The sequence below is a fragment of the Candidatus Endoriftia persephonae genome, assembly GCF_023733635.1.
GTDB lineage: Bacteria > Pseudomonadota > Gammaproteobacteria > Chromatiales > Chromatiaceae > Endoriftia > Endoriftia persephonae.
This window is the reverse complement of sequence record NZ_CP090569.1, coordinates 1,735,680-1,749,920: the sequence shown is the minus strand read 5'-3', so window position 1 is coordinate 1,749,920 and position 14,241 is coordinate 1,735,680. Positions and strand designations below refer to the sequence as shown.

General features: G+C 58.9%; 17 protein-coding genes. 6 read left to right on the top strand and 11 right to left on the bottom strand.

Annotation, left to right across the window (positions count from 1 at the left end):
* Positions 1-15 precede the first annotated feature (15 nt).
* Entirely contained in the window at positions 16-792 is a 777-nt protein-coding gene (locus L0Y14_RS07860; protein WP_006474442.1) for a GGDEF domain-containing protein, read from the top strand.
* Between the two features lie 3 nt (positions 793-795).
* Here L0Y14_RS07860 and L0Y14_RS07855 read toward each other — a convergent pair whose 3' ends face one another.
* Genes L0Y14_RS07855 through L0Y14_RS07820 form a run of 8 tightly spaced genes read right to left on the bottom strand, consistent with a single transcriptional unit; the run spans position 796 to position 7,336 of the window.
* Entirely contained in the window at positions 796-1,485 is a 690-nt protein-coding gene (locus L0Y14_RS07855; RefSeq protein ID WP_050799359.1) for an endonuclease III domain-containing protein, read from the bottom strand.
* Positions 1,458-2,333 carry a 23S rRNA pseudouridine(2605) synthase RluB gene (rluB, locus tag L0Y14_RS07850; protein WP_305790639.1) on the bottom strand — a complete coding sequence of 292 codons (876 nt, stop codon included), beginning with the start codon at positions 2,331-2,333 and terminating at the stop codon, positions 1,458-1,460. The genes L0Y14_RS07855 and rluB overlap by 28 nt, the downstream gene beginning before the upstream one ends.
* A gap of 17 nt (positions 2,334-2,350) precedes the next feature.
* On the bottom strand, positions 2,351-3,061 hold the full coding sequence (scpB, locus tag L0Y14_RS07845; protein ID WP_006474444.1) for an SMC-Scp complex subunit ScpB: 711 nt from the start codon (positions 3,059-3,061) through the stop codon (positions 2,351-2,353).
* Positions 3,062-3,074: 13 nt separating this feature from the next.
* Positions 3,075-3,893, bottom strand: a complete 819-nt coding sequence (locus L0Y14_RS07840) for a segregation and condensation protein A (protein WP_005964631.1) — start codon at positions 3,891-3,893, stop codon at positions 3,075-3,077.
* 8 nt (positions 3,894-3,901) lie between these two features.
* The gene (locus L0Y14_RS07835; RefSeq protein WP_305790638.1) at positions 3,902-5,077 is read right to left on the bottom strand and encodes a tryptophan--tRNA ligase; all 1,176 of its coding nucleotides are present in this window, start codon (positions 5,075-5,077) and stop codon (positions 3,902-3,904) included.
* A 44-nt stretch (positions 5,078-5,121) separates the two neighbouring features.
* A complete protein-coding gene (locus L0Y14_RS07830; RefSeq protein WP_005964636.1) occupies positions 5,122-5,832 on the bottom strand; it encodes a site-2 protease family protein in 711 nt (236 codons plus the stop codon).
* Positions 5,833-5,839: 7 nt separating this feature from the next.
* Entirely contained in the window at positions 5,840-6,466 is a 627-nt protein-coding gene (locus L0Y14_RS07825; RefSeq protein WP_005964640.1) for an L-threonylcarbamoyladenylate synthase, read from the bottom strand.
* 9 nt (positions 6,467-6,475) lie between these two features.
* On the bottom strand, positions 6,476-7,336 hold the full coding sequence (locus tag L0Y14_RS07820) for a PHP domain-containing protein (protein ID WP_006474446.1): 861 nt from the start codon (positions 7,334-7,336) through the stop codon (positions 6,476-6,478).
* A gap of 118 nt (positions 7,337-7,454) precedes the next feature.
* Between L0Y14_RS07820 and L0Y14_RS07815 the strand changes: the two genes are divergently transcribed.
* The 5 genes from L0Y14_RS07815 (at position 7,455) to L0Y14_RS07795 (ending at position 10,806) form a co-directional block, all read left to right on the top strand.
* Positions 7,455-8,228 carry a hypothetical protein gene (locus tag L0Y14_RS07815; protein ID WP_006474447.1) on the top strand — a complete coding sequence of 258 codons (774 nt, stop codon included), beginning with the start codon at positions 7,455-7,457 and terminating at the stop codon, positions 8,226-8,228.
* A gap of 24 nt (positions 8,229-8,252) precedes the next feature.
* Positions 8,253-8,918, top strand: coding sequence for a septation protein A (locus tag L0Y14_RS07810; protein ID WP_005964649.1), 666 nt, complete (start codon positions 8,253-8,255; stop codon positions 8,916-8,918).
* A complete protein-coding gene (locus L0Y14_RS07805; RefSeq protein WP_005964652.1) occupies positions 8,919-9,221 on the top strand; it encodes a YciI family protein in 303 nt (100 codons plus the stop codon).
* Between the two features lie 34 nt (positions 9,222-9,255).
* The gene (locus tag L0Y14_RS07800; RefSeq protein ID WP_005964655.1) at positions 9,256-10,194 is read left to right on the top strand and encodes a peptidylprolyl isomerase; all 939 of its coding nucleotides are present in this window, start codon (positions 9,256-9,258) and stop codon (positions 10,192-10,194) included.
* A 396-nt stretch (positions 10,195-10,590) separates the two neighbouring features.
* Complete coding sequence (locus tag L0Y14_RS07795) at positions 10,591-10,806, top strand: hypothetical protein (protein WP_039960362.1); 216 nt, start codon at positions 10,591-10,593, stop codon at positions 10,804-10,806.
* Between the two features lie 21 nt (positions 10,807-10,827).
* Here the strand turns inward: L0Y14_RS07795 and L0Y14_RS07790 are convergent, their stop codons facing one another.
* The 3 genes from L0Y14_RS07790 to L0Y14_RS07780 form a co-directional block, all read right to left on the bottom strand.
* On the bottom strand, positions 10,828-11,121 hold the full coding sequence (locus tag L0Y14_RS07790) for a hypothetical protein (RefSeq protein ID WP_006474448.1): 294 nt from the start codon (positions 11,119-11,121) through the stop codon (positions 10,828-10,830).
* A gap of 83 nt (positions 11,122-11,204) precedes the next feature.
* Positions 11,205-13,481, bottom strand: coding sequence for an NAD-dependent DNA ligase LigA (ligA, locus tag L0Y14_RS07785; RefSeq protein WP_006474449.1), 2,277 nt, complete (start codon positions 13,479-13,481; stop codon positions 11,205-11,207).
* Positions 13,478-14,239 (bottom strand): cell division protein ZipA, encoded by a 762-nt coding sequence (locus tag L0Y14_RS07780; protein WP_138921801.1) that lies wholly within the window; start codon positions 14,237-14,239, stop codon positions 13,478-13,480. Before L0Y14_RS07780 ends, ligA begins: the two co-directional genes overlap by 4 nt.
* Positions 14,240-14,241: the final 2 nt, after the last annotated feature.

The window sequence follows — 14,241 nt, the reverse complement described above, 5'->3', positions numbered from 1 at the left end:
CGGCTGCAGAGTACATTGGAGCTTGAGAGCATCATCGAGCTGTTTGTCGCAGACATCAGCAAAGAGTTCCGGCACGATGGGATTGAGTACATCTCTCCTGATCAGGAGTTGACGCTGACACTGGGTGTAAACACTACTCACTCCACCAGTTATGAATTAAAGGTTCTGGAGCAGCCGCTGGGTGTTCTTCGTTTCTGCCGCAACCACCCATTTGACGATGATGAACTGAAGCTCCTTGAGCACTATCTGACCATTCTGCTTTATCCGCTGCGCAACGCACTCCTCTACCGTTCCGCCATCAACTCAGCCTTTATCGATGCTCTTACCGGAGTGAAAAACCGCGCAGCGTTTGTCAGCAACTTTAATCGGGAGCTTGATCTGGCAAGCCGAAACGGCACAGAGCTTTCCATTATTATGCTCGATGTGGACTACTTCAAGCGGATCAATGACAAGTATGGTCACACCGTAGGAGACATGGTGTTGAAGAACATCGCACTTGCAGTCGAAGCTAGCGTCCGCAGCAGTGACGCCCTCTATCGCTACGGCGGTGAAGAGTTTGTCATTACCCTCAGTGGAACCTGTGCAGAGGGTGCATACCAACTGGCCGAACGGATTCGCAAGAATGTCGAGGCACTGAGTTTCAGCAGTCCAAAAGGCCTGCAGGCACGTCTCAGCTTGGGGGTCGCAACCCTGCAGAAGAATGAGTCTGGTGAGACGTTGTTCAAACGGGCGGATGCTGCGCTCTATTGCGCCAAAGGACAGGGACGCAACCAGACCTACCGTGCCGAGTGAATCTCAGGCCAAGGCGTGCTGCTGAACAGCCCAGTCGCACTCCCGTGCAAGACAGCAGACTGTGCAGTCAGGCTGTTTTCGACAGGCCTCTTTGGCATGGCGCACAATCAGCGCATGGTATTCGTTGAAGAGCTCCGGATCGGGCCCCAGTGCCCGTTCAAATGCCAGACGCAGTGCCTCATAAGCTAAGTGCGTCGGGACCATGCCAAGGCGAGAAAAGATGCGCCGTGTATAGGCATCGATGACAAATACCGGCCGCTCAAAGGCATAGAGCAGGATGTCGTCAGCGGTCTCTGGTCCAATTCCGTTGACCGAAAGGAAGGCCCTGCGCAGCGCCTTATCAGAGAGCGGCTGCAGCTGCCCAGCGTGCGCGCACAAAAAACTACAGAGATGTTTCAGGCGCCTTGCCTTAACGTTGAAGTAACCTGCAGGACGGATCAGCTGCGCCAGCTCATCCGGCGGCATCCGGTCGATCTGATGAAGATCAAGTGCATCGATCGCCTTTAGGTTCTGGATCGCCCGCTCGACATTGGACCAGGCGGCATTCTGCGTCAAAACCGCACCGACCATCACCTCGAAGGCGCTATCTGCCGGCCACCAGTGCTGCGGCCCATAGCACTGCAACAGCTGGCTATAAACAGTCCGCAGACGTCTGCCATCAAGTCTTAACGGGGATTCCTTGAGCGTCGCCATGGATTGTTCGCGGAGCTGCCCGACGCTTTTGGCCCTCTGCCCTGCTTGCGCGGCGCCTGTTGTCGATCCGACCTGTAATGCTTTGCTCTGGCTGGTGGCTGACGTTTTTCCGGTGGTAGCCCAGAGATCTCCAGCAATTGGTTGACCTCAGTGTGCGTCAATGCGCGCCACCTGCCGACCTTCAGGGCGCTCTCCAGGATCACGCTGCCGTAGCGTACCCGTTTGAGGCGACTCACCTGCACACCAATCGCCTCCCACAGACGCCGCACCTCCCGTTGGCGCCCCTCCATGATTACGACATGGAACCAGCGGTTGATCCCTTCGCCACCGGATTCGACAATCTCCTCGAAGCGGGCCGGACCATCCTCCAGCTCGACACCGTGGGTCAGTTGCTTTAACTGCTCCTCACTGACCTGCCCCATCACCCGTACGGCATACTCCCTTTCCACCTGGCGGCTGGGGTGCATCAATCTATTAGCCAATTCGCCATCAGTGGTGAGCAGCAGCAAGCCAGAGGTATTCAGGTCGAGCCGTCCCACCGGGATCCAGCGGCCGTGCTGGAGGCGGGGCAGTCTGTGATAGATGGTGCGCCGGCCTTCTGGATCCTTACGCGTCACCAGCTCTCCTTCCGGTTTGTTGTAGACCAGCACCCGCCGCTCCGGCGCCTCCATGCGCTTCTGCGAGAAAGGACGACCATCGATCCGGATGCGGTCGCTGCCAACGACTCGTTGTCCCAGCTTGGCGGTTTCACCGTTGACTTCGATCCGGCCTTCACTGATCCAGCCCTCGATCTCACGACGCGAGCCGACACCGGCGTTGGCCAGCACCTTCTGCAGGCGCTCTCCCATCTGAGGTTTATTCTGACTCATTCCGACTCACTCTGTTGGAGTGGCAACTCACCACTGTGAGAGGCTGCAATCTCATCCTTCTGAGAGAGATCAGCATCCAGGCTGGCCACTGATTCGGCCGCATCATCATCCCCGGACGGCTCGTCCCCCGGCTCCGCCATATTCGGCTCCTTAAGCTGCAGTTCCCGGTTGATTGATTCCAAATCACGTATCTCCGCCAAAGTTGGCAGCTCACCCAGGCCCTTCATGTTGAAGTAGTCGAGAAATGCCTTGGTGGTGGCATAGAGGGCCGGCTTGCCCGGCACATCCTGGTGCCCAACCACCCGCACCCACTCGCGTTCGGTAAGGGTCTTGATGATATTAGTGCTGACGCTGACACCGCGGATATCCTCGATCTCGCCACGGGTGATCGGCTGCCGATAGGCGATCAAGGCGAGGGTCTCGAGCAGCGCGCGGGAGTATTTCGGCGGACGTTCTGTCCAGAGTCGCGATACCCAGGGGGCGTATTCCGAACGAATCTGGACACGAAAGCCGCTGCCGACCTCGCTGACCTCGATACCGCGTCCCTGATAGTCTGCCTGCAGCGTCTCAAGGGCAGTGCGCAAACGCTCTTTATCTGGCGTCTCCGCTTCAGCAAAAACTCCCTGCAGCTGGTCGAGGCTCAGCGGCCGGCCGGCCGCCAGCAGCGCGGCCTCTACAATCTGTTTTAATTTATCGTCAGAGGACATGCATCACTCGATTTCAGGAGACGATCGCTTTCACGTGGATTGGCGCAAAGGGTTCGTTCTGCACCAGCTCCAATAACGATCCTTTGATCAGTTCCAGCACCGCAAGAAAGGTTACCACCACTCCCGGCCGCCCCTCTTCGAAGTCGAACAGGGTGGAAAAATCGCAGAAACTCTCCCCATTCACCCGCTCCAGTATCTGCGACATCCGCTCCCGCACCGACAGCGCCTCGCGCTCCACCCGATGGCTGGTGAACATGTCTGCCCGCTGCAGCACATCCTTGAAGGCGAGCAGCAGCTCCTGTAGCGAGATATCGGGCTCCCGCACCTCCTGTTTTCGTTCGATCAGCTCTGCCTGGCCCTGGAAGTTGTCACGGCCGATGCGCGGCAGCTGGTCGATATCCTCGGCCGCCTGTTTGTAACGTTCATACTCCTGCAGTCGGCGGATCAGCTCGGCCCGCGGGTCGGCCTCATCCTCATCCTCGCTGCTCTGGCGCGGCAGTAGCATGCGGGATTTGATCTCCGCCAACATCGCCGCCATCACCAGATACTCGGCCGCCAGCTCTAAGCGCAGCTCCTCCATCATCTCGATATATTGGATGTACTGCTCGGTAATCTCGGCGATGGGGATGTTGAGAATGTCGAGATTTTGTCGTTTGATCAGGTAGAGCAGCAGGTCAAGCGGCCCCTCAAACGCCTCAAGGATCACCTCCAGGGCATCCGGCGGGATGTAGAGATCTTTTGGCGGTGTGGTGACCGGCTCACCCTGCACCACCGCGAACGGCATCTCTTCCTGTTCGGGGTGATGGTGGGGGTGGTTTTCGGTCAAATCCATGAGCTGGCTTAAATGCCGCTGAGAGACATCGCGTGGCGTACCTCTTCCATGGTGGCTCGGGCCACATCCCGTGCTCGTTCACAGCCCTCATTGATGATGCTGCGCACCAGCTCTGGCTGTGCCTCGAACTCCGCAGCACGCTGTTGAATCGGCCGTAGCTCCTCCAGCACGCCATTGATCACCGGCTCCTTGCAGTCGAGACAGCCGATGCCGGCGGAGCGGCACCCCTGCTGCACCCACGCTTTCACATCGTCATCGGAGTAGACCTCGTGGAACTGCCAGACCGGGCACTTCGCCGGGTCACCCGGATCAGTGCGGCGTACCCGCGCCGGATCGGTCGGCATACGCTTGAGGGTGTTCTCCAACTCCGCCGGCTTGCTGCGCAGGGCGATGGTGTTGCCGTAGGATTTCGACATCTTCTGCCCGTCCAGCCCCGGCATCTTCGATGCCTTGGTGAGTAACGGCTGGGGTTCCACCAGGATCACCCGGCCACCACCCTCTAGGTAGCCGAACAGCCGCTCCTGGTCGCCCAGGGTGATATTCTGCTGCGAACCGAGCAGGGCACGCGCCACCTCCAATGCTTCCAGGTCGCCCTGTTCCTGATAGGCTCTGCGCAGCTTGTCGAACATTTTGGCGTTCTTCTTGCCCATCTTTTTCTTCGCCTGCTCTGCCTTCGCCTCGAAGTCGGGCTCGCGGCCGTAGATGTGGTTGAAGCGGCGCGCCACCTCCCGTGTCAGTTCCACATGAGCCACCTGATCCTCGCCCACCGGCACCTGGCCCGCCTTGTAGATCAGGATGTCGGCGGACTGCAGCAGCGGATAGCCAAGGAAACCGTAGGTTGCCAGATCCTTCTCTTTCAGCTTCTCCTGCTGATCCTTGTAGCTGGGCACACGCTCCAGCCAGCCCAGCGGGGTGATCATCGACAGCAGCAGATGCAGCTCGGCATGTTCCGGCACCCGCGACTGCACAAACAGGGTCGCAGAGTTACTGTTGACCCCCGCCGCCAGCCAGTCGATCACCATCTCCCAGGTACTCTCTGGGATCAGTGAAGGATCGTCGTAGTGGGTGGTCAGAGCGTGCCAGTCGGCAACAAAGAAGAAGCACTCGTACTCGTTCTGCAGCTCCACCCAGTTCTTGATGACACCGTGGTAGTGGCCAAGATGGAGACGCCCGGTCGGGCGCATGCCAGAGAGCACCCGCGAGTGCTGGGGGGAGAAAGAGTTCAAGACTAACTCCTTGAAGGGTTGAGGATGATCGGTAAAAGTTGCGAGACCACATCACTGGCCGGCAACAGTTGAATAGTCAATGATACCAGCGGCCAGAGTATCTGCCCCAGCAGGCCGGTCGTCAGTAGGATGATCAGGATGAACAGCCCGTAGCGCTCCAGGCCGGCATAGACCCGGGCGAGCGGACGCGGCAGCAGTGAATAGAGCACGCGCCCCCCATCCAGCGGCAGAATCGGCATCATATTGAGCGCCATCAGGATGGTATTGAAGAAGGCGCCGGCTACCCCCATCAGCACCAGTGGGATGGCGATCCAGGGCAGCGATTGAAGCAGAAAAATCCCCGGATAGATCAGCATGCCCCAGATAAAGGCCATCAACAGGTTGACGCCGGGGCCGGCCAATGCCACCAGTGCCATGTCGCGGCGCGGCTTGCGCAGGTTCTCCACCGTCACCGGCACCGGCTTGGCCCAGCCGAACAGGAACAGTGGTCCGCCGAAGATAAAGCTGGAGAGGATCAGTAGCAGCGGGATCAGCACGGTACCGATCGGGTCGATGTGCTTGATCGGGTTGAGGGTGATCCGGCCGAGCCTCTGCGCGGTGCTATCGCCGAGTCGCTTGGCCATCCAGCCGTGGGCCGCCTCGTGGAGTGTGATGGCGAACAGCAGCGGTATCGCGATCACCACTACCAGCTGAATAAGATTGATCCCCTGCATCGCGGGATTATACCTCGCTGAAAGAGCTGGCGTCGCCCTTGCCGAGTCGTGCCACTTCGGGGGTATCTTCGGTCAGCAGCACCACGGTGGTGGCCTCGAAACCGCAATAACCACCGTCGATGATCAGGTCGACCTCGTGATCGATCAGCTGACGCATCTCATAGGGATCGGTCAGCGGCATCTCGTCCCCCGGCAGCACCAGAGTAGAGCTCATGATCGGCTCAGCCAGCGCTGTCAGCAAGGCATCGACGATGCGATTGTCCGGCACCCGGATGCCGATGGTCTTGCGTTTGGCATGCTGCAGCCGGCGCGGCACCTGTTTGGTTGCCTTGAGGATGAAGGTGTAGGGACCGGGGGTCAGATTCTTCAGCAGCCGGTAGTCGCGATTGTTGACCTTGGCGTAGCTGGCGATCTCGGTCAGGTCGCGACAGACCAGGGTGAAGTTGTGTTTGTCATCGAGCCTGCGGATGCGGCGGATCCGCTCCATCGCGCCCTTGTCGCCGATGTGACATCCCAGGGCGTAGCTGGAGTCAGTGGGATAGGCCACCAACCCACCCTGGCGGATGATCTCTACCGCCTGCTGAATCAGGCGAGGCTGGGGGTTGTCCGGGTGAATCTGAAGAAAGAGTGCCATTGTCTTAATCTAAATCGCGCGGGCCTGGGGGCTGCTGATGCCCCAATCCCGCCAGATGGGAACGCAGCCATCCGGCAGCTGTGGCAGCCTGCCCAGCTCTATCCAGGGATGCTCGGGGCCATGATAATCGGAACCCGCCGAGGCGAGCAGGCCAAAATCTTTTGCATGACGTGCCATGTTGAAACAATCGTCACGGCTGTGGCTGCCCGATACCACTTCGAGTCCGGCTCCACCGGCCGCGGCAAACGCCTTGATCAACCGGCGCAGCTTGCTGCGGGTCATCCGATAGCGGGCGGGGTGTGCGATCACCGTTTGCCCTCCTGCGTCGGTGATCCAGCCAATTGCCTGTTCCAGGCTGGCCCACTCGCCTGGCACATAGCCGGGCTTGCCGTGCACCAGATAGTGTCTGAAGACCTTGCGCATATCAGGCATCACGCCGATCTTGACCAGGAAGCGGGCAAAGTGGGTGCGGCTCACCAGCCAGCCGTTGGAAAAGCTGCGTGCTCCCTCCAACGCATCGGGGATGCCCGCCTTTCCAAGACGCAGTGCAATCTCTTCTGCACGCCCAACCCGAAACGCCTGCAGCGCTTTAAGTCCATCCTGTAACGCGCTATTTTTATGATCAAAATTCAGCCCGACAAGATGCACTGTCTGGCGCTCCCAGGTGACCGATATCTCCACCCCCGGCAGCAGCTGAATACCTGACTCCCTGGCCGCCAACTGTGCCTCGTCGATACCGGCAGTGTTATCGTGATCGGTGAGTGCCAATACTTTTACACCAGCCGCAGCGGCGGCGCGCACCAATGCCGTCGGCGTAAGGGTGCCGTCGGAAGCGGTGGAGTGTGAGTGCAGATCGTAACCTAGAAACATGGCGGGGGATTGTACCCCATCCGGCGGGATATGCGTGGAATTTGAGCCGTCACGCAATCTGCTAACAATCTCCCCCCACCCTCAAGACGCCACCACAAGCGGCTGTTACAATTGCGGCATGCAGATAATCCCCGCCGATATAGTCGCCATTGCCGATGTCTTCCGTGACACTGTGGAAGAGCTGATCGAGGTGTTTGAGGATGAAGAATCCGCCGATGAGCAGCTCGATTCCCCAGAACTGCTCGCCAGCGCACTGTTCCAGCTGTTCGACCTGCTCAACTCGCCGGAGATGGCGCAGGCGCTCGATGCCAGCCTGACCCACAGGGAGCTGCATGCACCGCAGCAGCTGGTTGGCCACGATCTGCACGAGCTGGGCGACTATGGCATCAATCTGCTAATCGATCTCGCCTATGTGGCCGATACGTTGCGGCTGGAGGAGCACGCCCGCATGCTGGAGAACCTCTCTCTTCCGCTGGCGGTCTGGATCGCCCGCCGGGGCGGTGAACTGAGCACCCTGGAACCGGTGGTCAACGCCCTGGCTGCGCTGGCCAACATCACCACGGAAGCGGTCGATCTGGAGAACCTCTACCAGATGTCCAGTGACATCCAGTTGGCGGTGAGCCCGCTGCTGCAGACCGATCTTGACAAGGGCAATCCCAATCACCCCTGGCGGGTGCTGCTGGTCAACCGGGCGATCATCGCCACACGCAGCCACCATACCCTGCTGATGAAGGATGCCTTCGATAATCTGGTGCAGTTGATGCCTGAGGAGGCGTCACACTTTTTCCGCGAAGGCATGGAACAGATGGAAGCCCTGAGCTATCCAGAGCCTGTAAAAAAACTGGTGCAGGAGTATTTCCACGAATGGAGCGCCCAGCGCACCCTGCACTGACTAATCTAAGGGTATATCTGAAACATGAAGTTTCTGGCCGATTTTTTCCCCATCATTCTCTTTTTTGTCGCCTACAAACTCTACGGCATCTATGCCGCCACTGCAGTGGCTATCGGCGCTTCGGTGATCCAGGTCAGCTATCATTGGCTGCGCAACCGGCAGGTGGAGAAGATGCACCTGATCACCATGGTGATGTTGCTGGTGTTCGGCGGGCTGACCCTCCTGTTGCAGGATCGCACCTTCATCATGTGGAAACCCTCAGTGATCAACTGGTTGTTTGGCGCAGTCTTCATCGGCAGCCATTTCATCGGTGAAAAACCGCTGGCGGAGCGCATGATGGGGGATGCGGTACGCGTCCCCTCGCCGGTCTGGCGCCGACTCAATCTCGCCTGGGGGGGATTTTTTGTCCTGCTGGGGCTGGCCAACCTCTATGTGGCCAGCTTTTTCTTCAGCGCCGAAGCGGCGCTGACCGCCCAGACCGGCTTAGCCCAGATCGACCTGACCAGCTGCGGGGAACTATTCAACGGCGACGAACTTCAAATGTGTCTTGAGATGCAATCCCTGGAAGCGGATTGGGTCAACTTTAAATTGTTTGGAATGATGGGACTAACGCTGGCCTTTGTCCTGTTGCAGGCCTTCTACCTGGCCCGCCACATGCAGGATCAGGAACAATTGACAGAGGAGAATTGAGTGTACTACGCGATCATTGCGGAAGACCGGGAAGAGAGCTTGGAACAACGTCTTGCAACACGCCCCGCTCATGTTGAGCGGCTGAATGCGATGCAGGCGGATGGCCGGCTGCTGCTAGCTGGTCCCCATCCGGCAATCGACAACGAAGACCCGGGCCCCGCCGGTTTCACCGGTAGTCTGGTGGTAGCAGAGTTCGACAGCCTGGAGGCAGCCCGCGAATGGGCGGATCAGGATCCCTACGTGCTCGCCGGAGTCTATCAGCGGGTTACCATCAAACCCTTTAAAAAGGTCTTTCCGACCTGACCACTACTTTACCAATCAAGCATAAGGTCCAGCGATGAAAAAGCTTACTTTTATCACCGTGCTCAGCTGTTGCACTCTGCTCATCGGATGCAACCAGTCCGGTGATGGTGCAACCAATTCGGCCCAGACTGACACCGAGCAACCCGCAGCCGACTCCCCGATCCTGCCGGTTGGCGGGGAACAGCCGGCGCTCTCGCCCGACGTGTTGCTCACGGTCAATGGTCAGCCGGTATCCAGGATCCTGTTTGGGCTCTACTTTAAAGAGCGGGTCAGGGATCCTGCAAAGGCTAGCGACAATCCGCAGCTGCAGATGAAGGTGCTGAATGAACTCTCCAACCTGTTGATCCTCTCCCAGGATGCGGAGCAAAAACAGCTCGACAAATCTGCCGAGGTAGAGGCGACATTAACCCTGTTCCGCGCCAAACTGCTGACCCAGGCAGCAATCCAGCGCCATCTGAAGGAGCATCAGCCAACTGAGGCCGATTACCAGAAGCTCTATGACGCTGAGTATGCCAACAAGAGCAGTACCGAATTTAAGGCGCGCCACATCCTGCTGAAAGAGGAGGAGAAGGCGAAAGAGATCATCGCCCTACTGCAACAGGGAGGTGACTTTGCTGAGCTGGCCAAGACACACTCAACTGGCCCCACTGGCGCCAATGGCGGCGATCTCGGCTGGTTCGACTCGGAGCAGATGGTGAAGCCCTTTGCCGATGCGGTGCAGGCGATGGAGAAGGGAAAATACTCGGAAGCGCCGGTCAAGACCCAGTTCGGCTGGCATGTGATCCTGCTGGAAGATAGCCGTGACCTCCCCGCCCCGAGCCTAGATGCGGTACGTTCAGAACTGACTACCCGCCTGCAGCAGCAGGTTCTCGCCGATTATATTCAAGAGTTGCGGGCAAAAACCAAGCTCCACTACAACGAACAGCAGAAGCCGGCGAAGGAGAAAGCCGCGCAGGCATCCGGGGAGAGCTGATCCCTGTCGCAGGAGCGGCGTCCCATTTCGCGGCGCCGTTCCTGGAAAACCCGGCGCGCCCCTTGCCTGTCAGAAAAACTTACACTCCTCTGCCCTCGATCAAAAATCGATAAAGACAAACATAATCATTTAACAACAACAAGTTATGTGATTATGTTAAGGTTTATTGTTATTGTGATCCTGGCTGTTTCTGAGGCACAGTTCACACTTTCTTTGTCTTGATCTGTCGAAAAATTTTACACCCACTCTTTGCCCTGCTCCTGAAGAAGATTATTATTCACTAAATAACAGATACTTATTATTCTTGGCATACTATCTGCTCAGGCTGTGGGCCTGCCACTTGATTCTAGGGATCAGGATGGCCTTACCCACAATACAGCAGGGAGGAGTTCGAGCATGAAGGTACTGTTTAAGACTCTTATTTCTGGATTCGCACTGACCTTTACCCCGGTCCCGCAAGCATCTGCCAGCCTGAACAACCATCAGTGTGATGCCAAGATCAAGGCTCTGATCAGCCAGCCAAATCCCTGCACCTCTGCTCATCAAAGCTTCCGAATCGATCTCTCCCCTTCCAATAGCGCTCTCGCAGAATCTCCATATCACCCGGAGTAGATTGAAACAGAGAGACTTGGCTCACTTCTCCTTCTGTCCCTCGATGCGACCGATGCTGGAGATAGAAACGGTAGTGGCGGCGGGCGCCTCATCGGTGAAGTAGGGGCGCTCTGTTGCGATTCGACCAGCCAGCTCCGCCAACTCCTTCTCGCGGGCAGTAATCAACCCAAAACAGGCGCGGATATCCTGAATCGTCTGCTCCGACAGAGGATGCTGCAGAGCCTTGTGCTCCGGGGCGGTATCTTTCACGATTGCAGCCAGCACTTTGCGCATGACCATCAGGATCTCTCTCTCTTTTGCAGATTCTTCGCTCATCTTAGACTCTTTGATTCAGTGTAAAGATTACGGGCAGATCGGCACAGCTTACCCAATCATTTAGCCCCATTACCATCCAATTATCATGGATCACTCTGCTCGGAGACACCGCCCAGCAGCCGCGCCAGCCCGGCCTCATCAAGGATCTCCACCCCCAGCTGCTGGGCCTTGCTGAGCTTTGAACCGGCCTCTGCACCGGCGATCAGGTAGTCGGTGTTTTTCGAGACACTGCCCGTCACCTTGGCCCCGAGCGCTTGCAGCTCTGCCTTGATCGCACTACGCGGCCGGCTCAGGGTACCGGTCAATACAACAGTCTTGCCCAGCAGTGGGCTTTCAGCAGGCGTTTCTGGCGGCGCTTCCTCTTCCCAGTTGACGCCGACCTGGCGCAGCTTCTCTATCACCTCCTGATTGTGAGGCTGGCGGAAGAAGGTGACGATGTGATCGGCCACAATTGGTCCCACTCCCTCTACCAGGCTGCGCTGTTCACGCCGCAGCAGCTCGGGGGTAGCCTGCCGCAACGCCTCCAGACTACCGAAACGCTCACTCAGGCGCTCAGCTACCGCCCGATTGAGACCGCGCACATTCATCCCGGCCAACCAGTCGGCAAGCCCACCGGCTAGTGGCTCTGCTGGCAGTGGGCCGGCCAACGTGTCGCAGATCGCCTGCGCGGTGCTGGCGCCGACCCCCTTGATGCCGCTGTCGTGGATGAAGTCGTCTCGTTCCGCGGTCATCAGGGGCTGCAGATCGCGGAAATGGCGGGCCAGTGCGGCGGCGGTGGCATCTCCAACCTCGCGGATGCCAAGCGCGAAGAGAAAACGCGCCAGGCTCGTCTGCTTGCTCCGCTCCAGGGCATCGAGCAGATTCTGCGCCGACTTCTCGGCCATGCGCTCCAGCCCTGCCAGCTCTTCCAGGCTGAGCGTGAACAGGTCGGCCGGATCCTTCACCAGCCCCTGCTCCACCAACTGCTCCACCAACTTGTCGCCCAGCCCTTCGATATCGAGAGCCTTGCGACTGGCGAAGTGTTTGATCGCTTCCTTGCGCTGGGCCGGACAATAGAGGCCGCCGCTGCAACGGGCCACCGCCTCCCCCTCCGGACGCACCACCTCGGAGCCGCAGACCGGACAGAGCTTCGGCAGCTCCACCGGTTTGCTGTCGGACGGGCGTCGCTCAGGCAGCACCCGCACCACCTCGGGGATCACATCCCCGGCGCGTCGCACATAGACGGTATCACCCGGCCGCACATCCTTGCGCAGCACCTCATCCATATTGTGCAGGGTTGCATTGCTGACCGTAACGCCGCCGACAAACACCGGCTGCAGGCGTGCCACCGGGGTGATCGCACCGGTGCGTCCCACCTGGAACTCCACCGCCTCAACCCGGGTCAGTTCCTCCTGGGCGGGAAATTTATAGGCAATGGCCCAGCGTGGTGCGCGAGCGATAAATCCTAGCTGCTGCTGCTGCTCGAACAGATCGACCTTGAATACCACCCCGTCGATCTCATAATTCAGATGCTCCCGTTGCGCCTCAATGCGTTGGTAATAGTCAACTATGCCATCGACACCATCGACCTGTTCAAGCAGCGGCGAGACCGGCAGACCCCAGTCGCGCAGACGCAGGATGCTCTGTGATTGGCTCTGCTCCAGCGGTCCGCCCGCGATCTCACCGAAGCCATAGCAGAAAAAGGCCAGTGGCCGTTGCGCGGTGATGCGTGGATCGAGCTGACGCAGGCTGCCGGCCGCCGCATTACGCGGATTGACAAACTCTTTCTCTCCCTGCTGGCGGGCGGCCTCGTTCAACCGTGCAAAGCCCGCCTTGGGCATGAAGATCTCGCCACGCACCTCCAACACCGGAGGCACATCGTCACCAATCAGCCGCAGCGGGATCGCCTTGATGGTACGCACGTTGGAGCTCACATCCTCGCCGCAGCTGCCATCCCCCCGGGTAGCCGCCTGCACCAATCGCCCCTGCTCATAGCGCAGGCTGATTGCCAGTCCGTCCAGTTTTGGTTCAGCGGCGTAGATCAACGACGCATCAGCCGCCAGCCCCAGCTGATCGCGAACCCGTCGATCGAACTCATTGATCTTTTGCGCGTTGAAGGCGTTATCCAACGAGAGCATCGCCACTCGGTGGTGGACTTCAGCAAACCCCTGCAACGGCTCACCGCCGACCCGTTGGGTCGGGGAGTCGTCACTCAGCAGTTCGGGGTGTTCCGCCTCCAGCACCTGCAGCTGCCGCATCAGCCGGTCATATTCGGCGTCGGGAATCTGCGGAGCGTCGTAGACGTAGTACTGACGATTGTGGAAGCGGATCTGCTCGCGTAATGCCTCGATCTGGGCCTCGGCCTCACTGCCTTGGCTCATCCCTTGCTCCGAGCGAGGCGGACCTTACGGCCATGTTCGATGATCTGTTCTCGCATATGCTCGATAGTCTGGCGGGTCAGCACACTGCGGCTCTGATCATGTAGCTCACCACCGAGGCGGGCAGCGAGCTGCTCGGCGGTCTTGAGCATGTCGTTGAAGATCGCCTGACCATCCTGCGGGCCGGGCAGCTGGGCAAAAAAAGCGAGCCCCGGGGTCTTGAATCCGCCCATCTGACCAAGAGGAAAGGTGCCGGGTTCGGCCAGGTTGGCGACGGTGTAGACTACCCGCCGGCTGCCATCTCCGGTGAGGCGGTGATACACCTTCATCTTGCCCGGCTGCAATCCGGCCGCACTCAGTGCACGCTCCAGCGGCTCACCATCGAACCAGTCGCCCCGGTGCAGCAGGTGAATCTGCAGGATCAGGTGGGGTACATCTAGCGGTGAGGTCTCATCCACCTCTAGGTGGATCTCCTCCTGCGGTTCCTGCTCGTCAGTCGCAGAAAAGGCCCGATCGAAGGGGCTCAGATCGTCATCCAGGCTGGAGTCTAGCTGACCGAGAGAGAGCTCATCGGGATCACCCACAGGCTTGGCGAAAGCACTCTCGATGGAACTCTCATCAGCCTCATCCAGCTCGGCTTCGAGTTTCTGTCGGGCTTGCTCCCGCGCATCTTTTCGGTTGAGCCGGTCCCAATAGTAGATGGCGATCAGAAATAGGATGCCGATGCCAATCAGTATCAATCGCAGTGTTCCACTATCCATGT

Bases quoted from the DNA above. Each gene is read 5' to 3' on its own strand.
- L0Y14_RS07855 (WP_050799359.1), bottom strand. From the start codon at position 1,485: ATGGCGACGCTCAAGGAATCCCCGTTAAGACTTGATGGCAGACGTCTG.
- rluB (WP_305790639.1), bottom strand. From the start codon at position 2,333: ATGGGAGAGCGCCTGCAGAAGGTGCTGGCCAACGCCGGTGTCGGCTCG.
- scpB (WP_006474444.1), bottom strand. From the start codon at position 3,061: ATGTCCTCTGACGATAAATTAAAACAGATTGTAGAGGCCGCGCTGCTG.
- L0Y14_RS07840 (WP_005964631.1), bottom strand. From the start codon at position 3,893: ATGGATTTGACCGAAAACCACCCCCACCATCACCCCGAACAGGAAGAG.
- L0Y14_RS07835 (WP_305790638.1), bottom strand. From the start codon at position 5,077: ATGCGCCCGACCGGGCGTCTCCATCTTGGCCACTACCACGGTGTCATC.
- L0Y14_RS07830 (WP_005964636.1), bottom strand. From the start codon at position 5,832: ATGCAGGGGATCAATCTTATTCAGCTGGTAGTGGTGATCGCGATACCG.
- L0Y14_RS07825 (WP_005964640.1), bottom strand. From the start codon at position 6,466: ATGGCACTCTTTCTTCAGATTCACCCGGACAACCCCCAGCCTCGCCTG.
- L0Y14_RS07820 (WP_006474446.1), bottom strand. From the start codon at position 7,336: ATGTTTCTAGGTTACGATCTGCACTCACACTCCACCGCTTCCGACGGC.
- L0Y14_RS07815 (WP_006474447.1), top strand. From the start codon at position 7,455: ATGCAGATAATCCCCGCCGATATAGTCGCCATTGCCGATGTCTTCCGT.
- L0Y14_RS07810 (WP_005964649.1), top strand. From the start codon at position 8,253: ATGAAGTTTCTGGCCGATTTTTTCCCCATCATTCTCTTTTTTGTCGCC.
- L0Y14_RS07800 (WP_005964655.1), top strand. From the start codon at position 9,256: ATGAAAAAGCTTACTTTTATCACCGTGCTCAGCTGTTGCACTCTGCTC.
- L0Y14_RS07795 (WP_039960362.1), top strand. From the start codon at position 10,591: ATGAAGGTACTGTTTAAGACTCTTATTTCTGGATTCGCACTGACCTTT.
- L0Y14_RS07790 (WP_006474448.1), bottom strand. From the start codon at position 11,121: ATGAGCGAAGAATCTGCAAAAGAGAGAGAGATCCTGATGGTCATGCGC.
- ligA (WP_006474449.1), bottom strand. From the start codon at position 13,481: ATGAGCCAAGGCAGTGAGGCCGAGGCCCAGATCGAGGCATTACGCGAG.
- L0Y14_RS07780 (WP_138921801.1), bottom strand. From the start codon at position 14,239: ATGGATAGTGGAACACTGCGATTGATACTGATTGGCATCGGCATCCTA.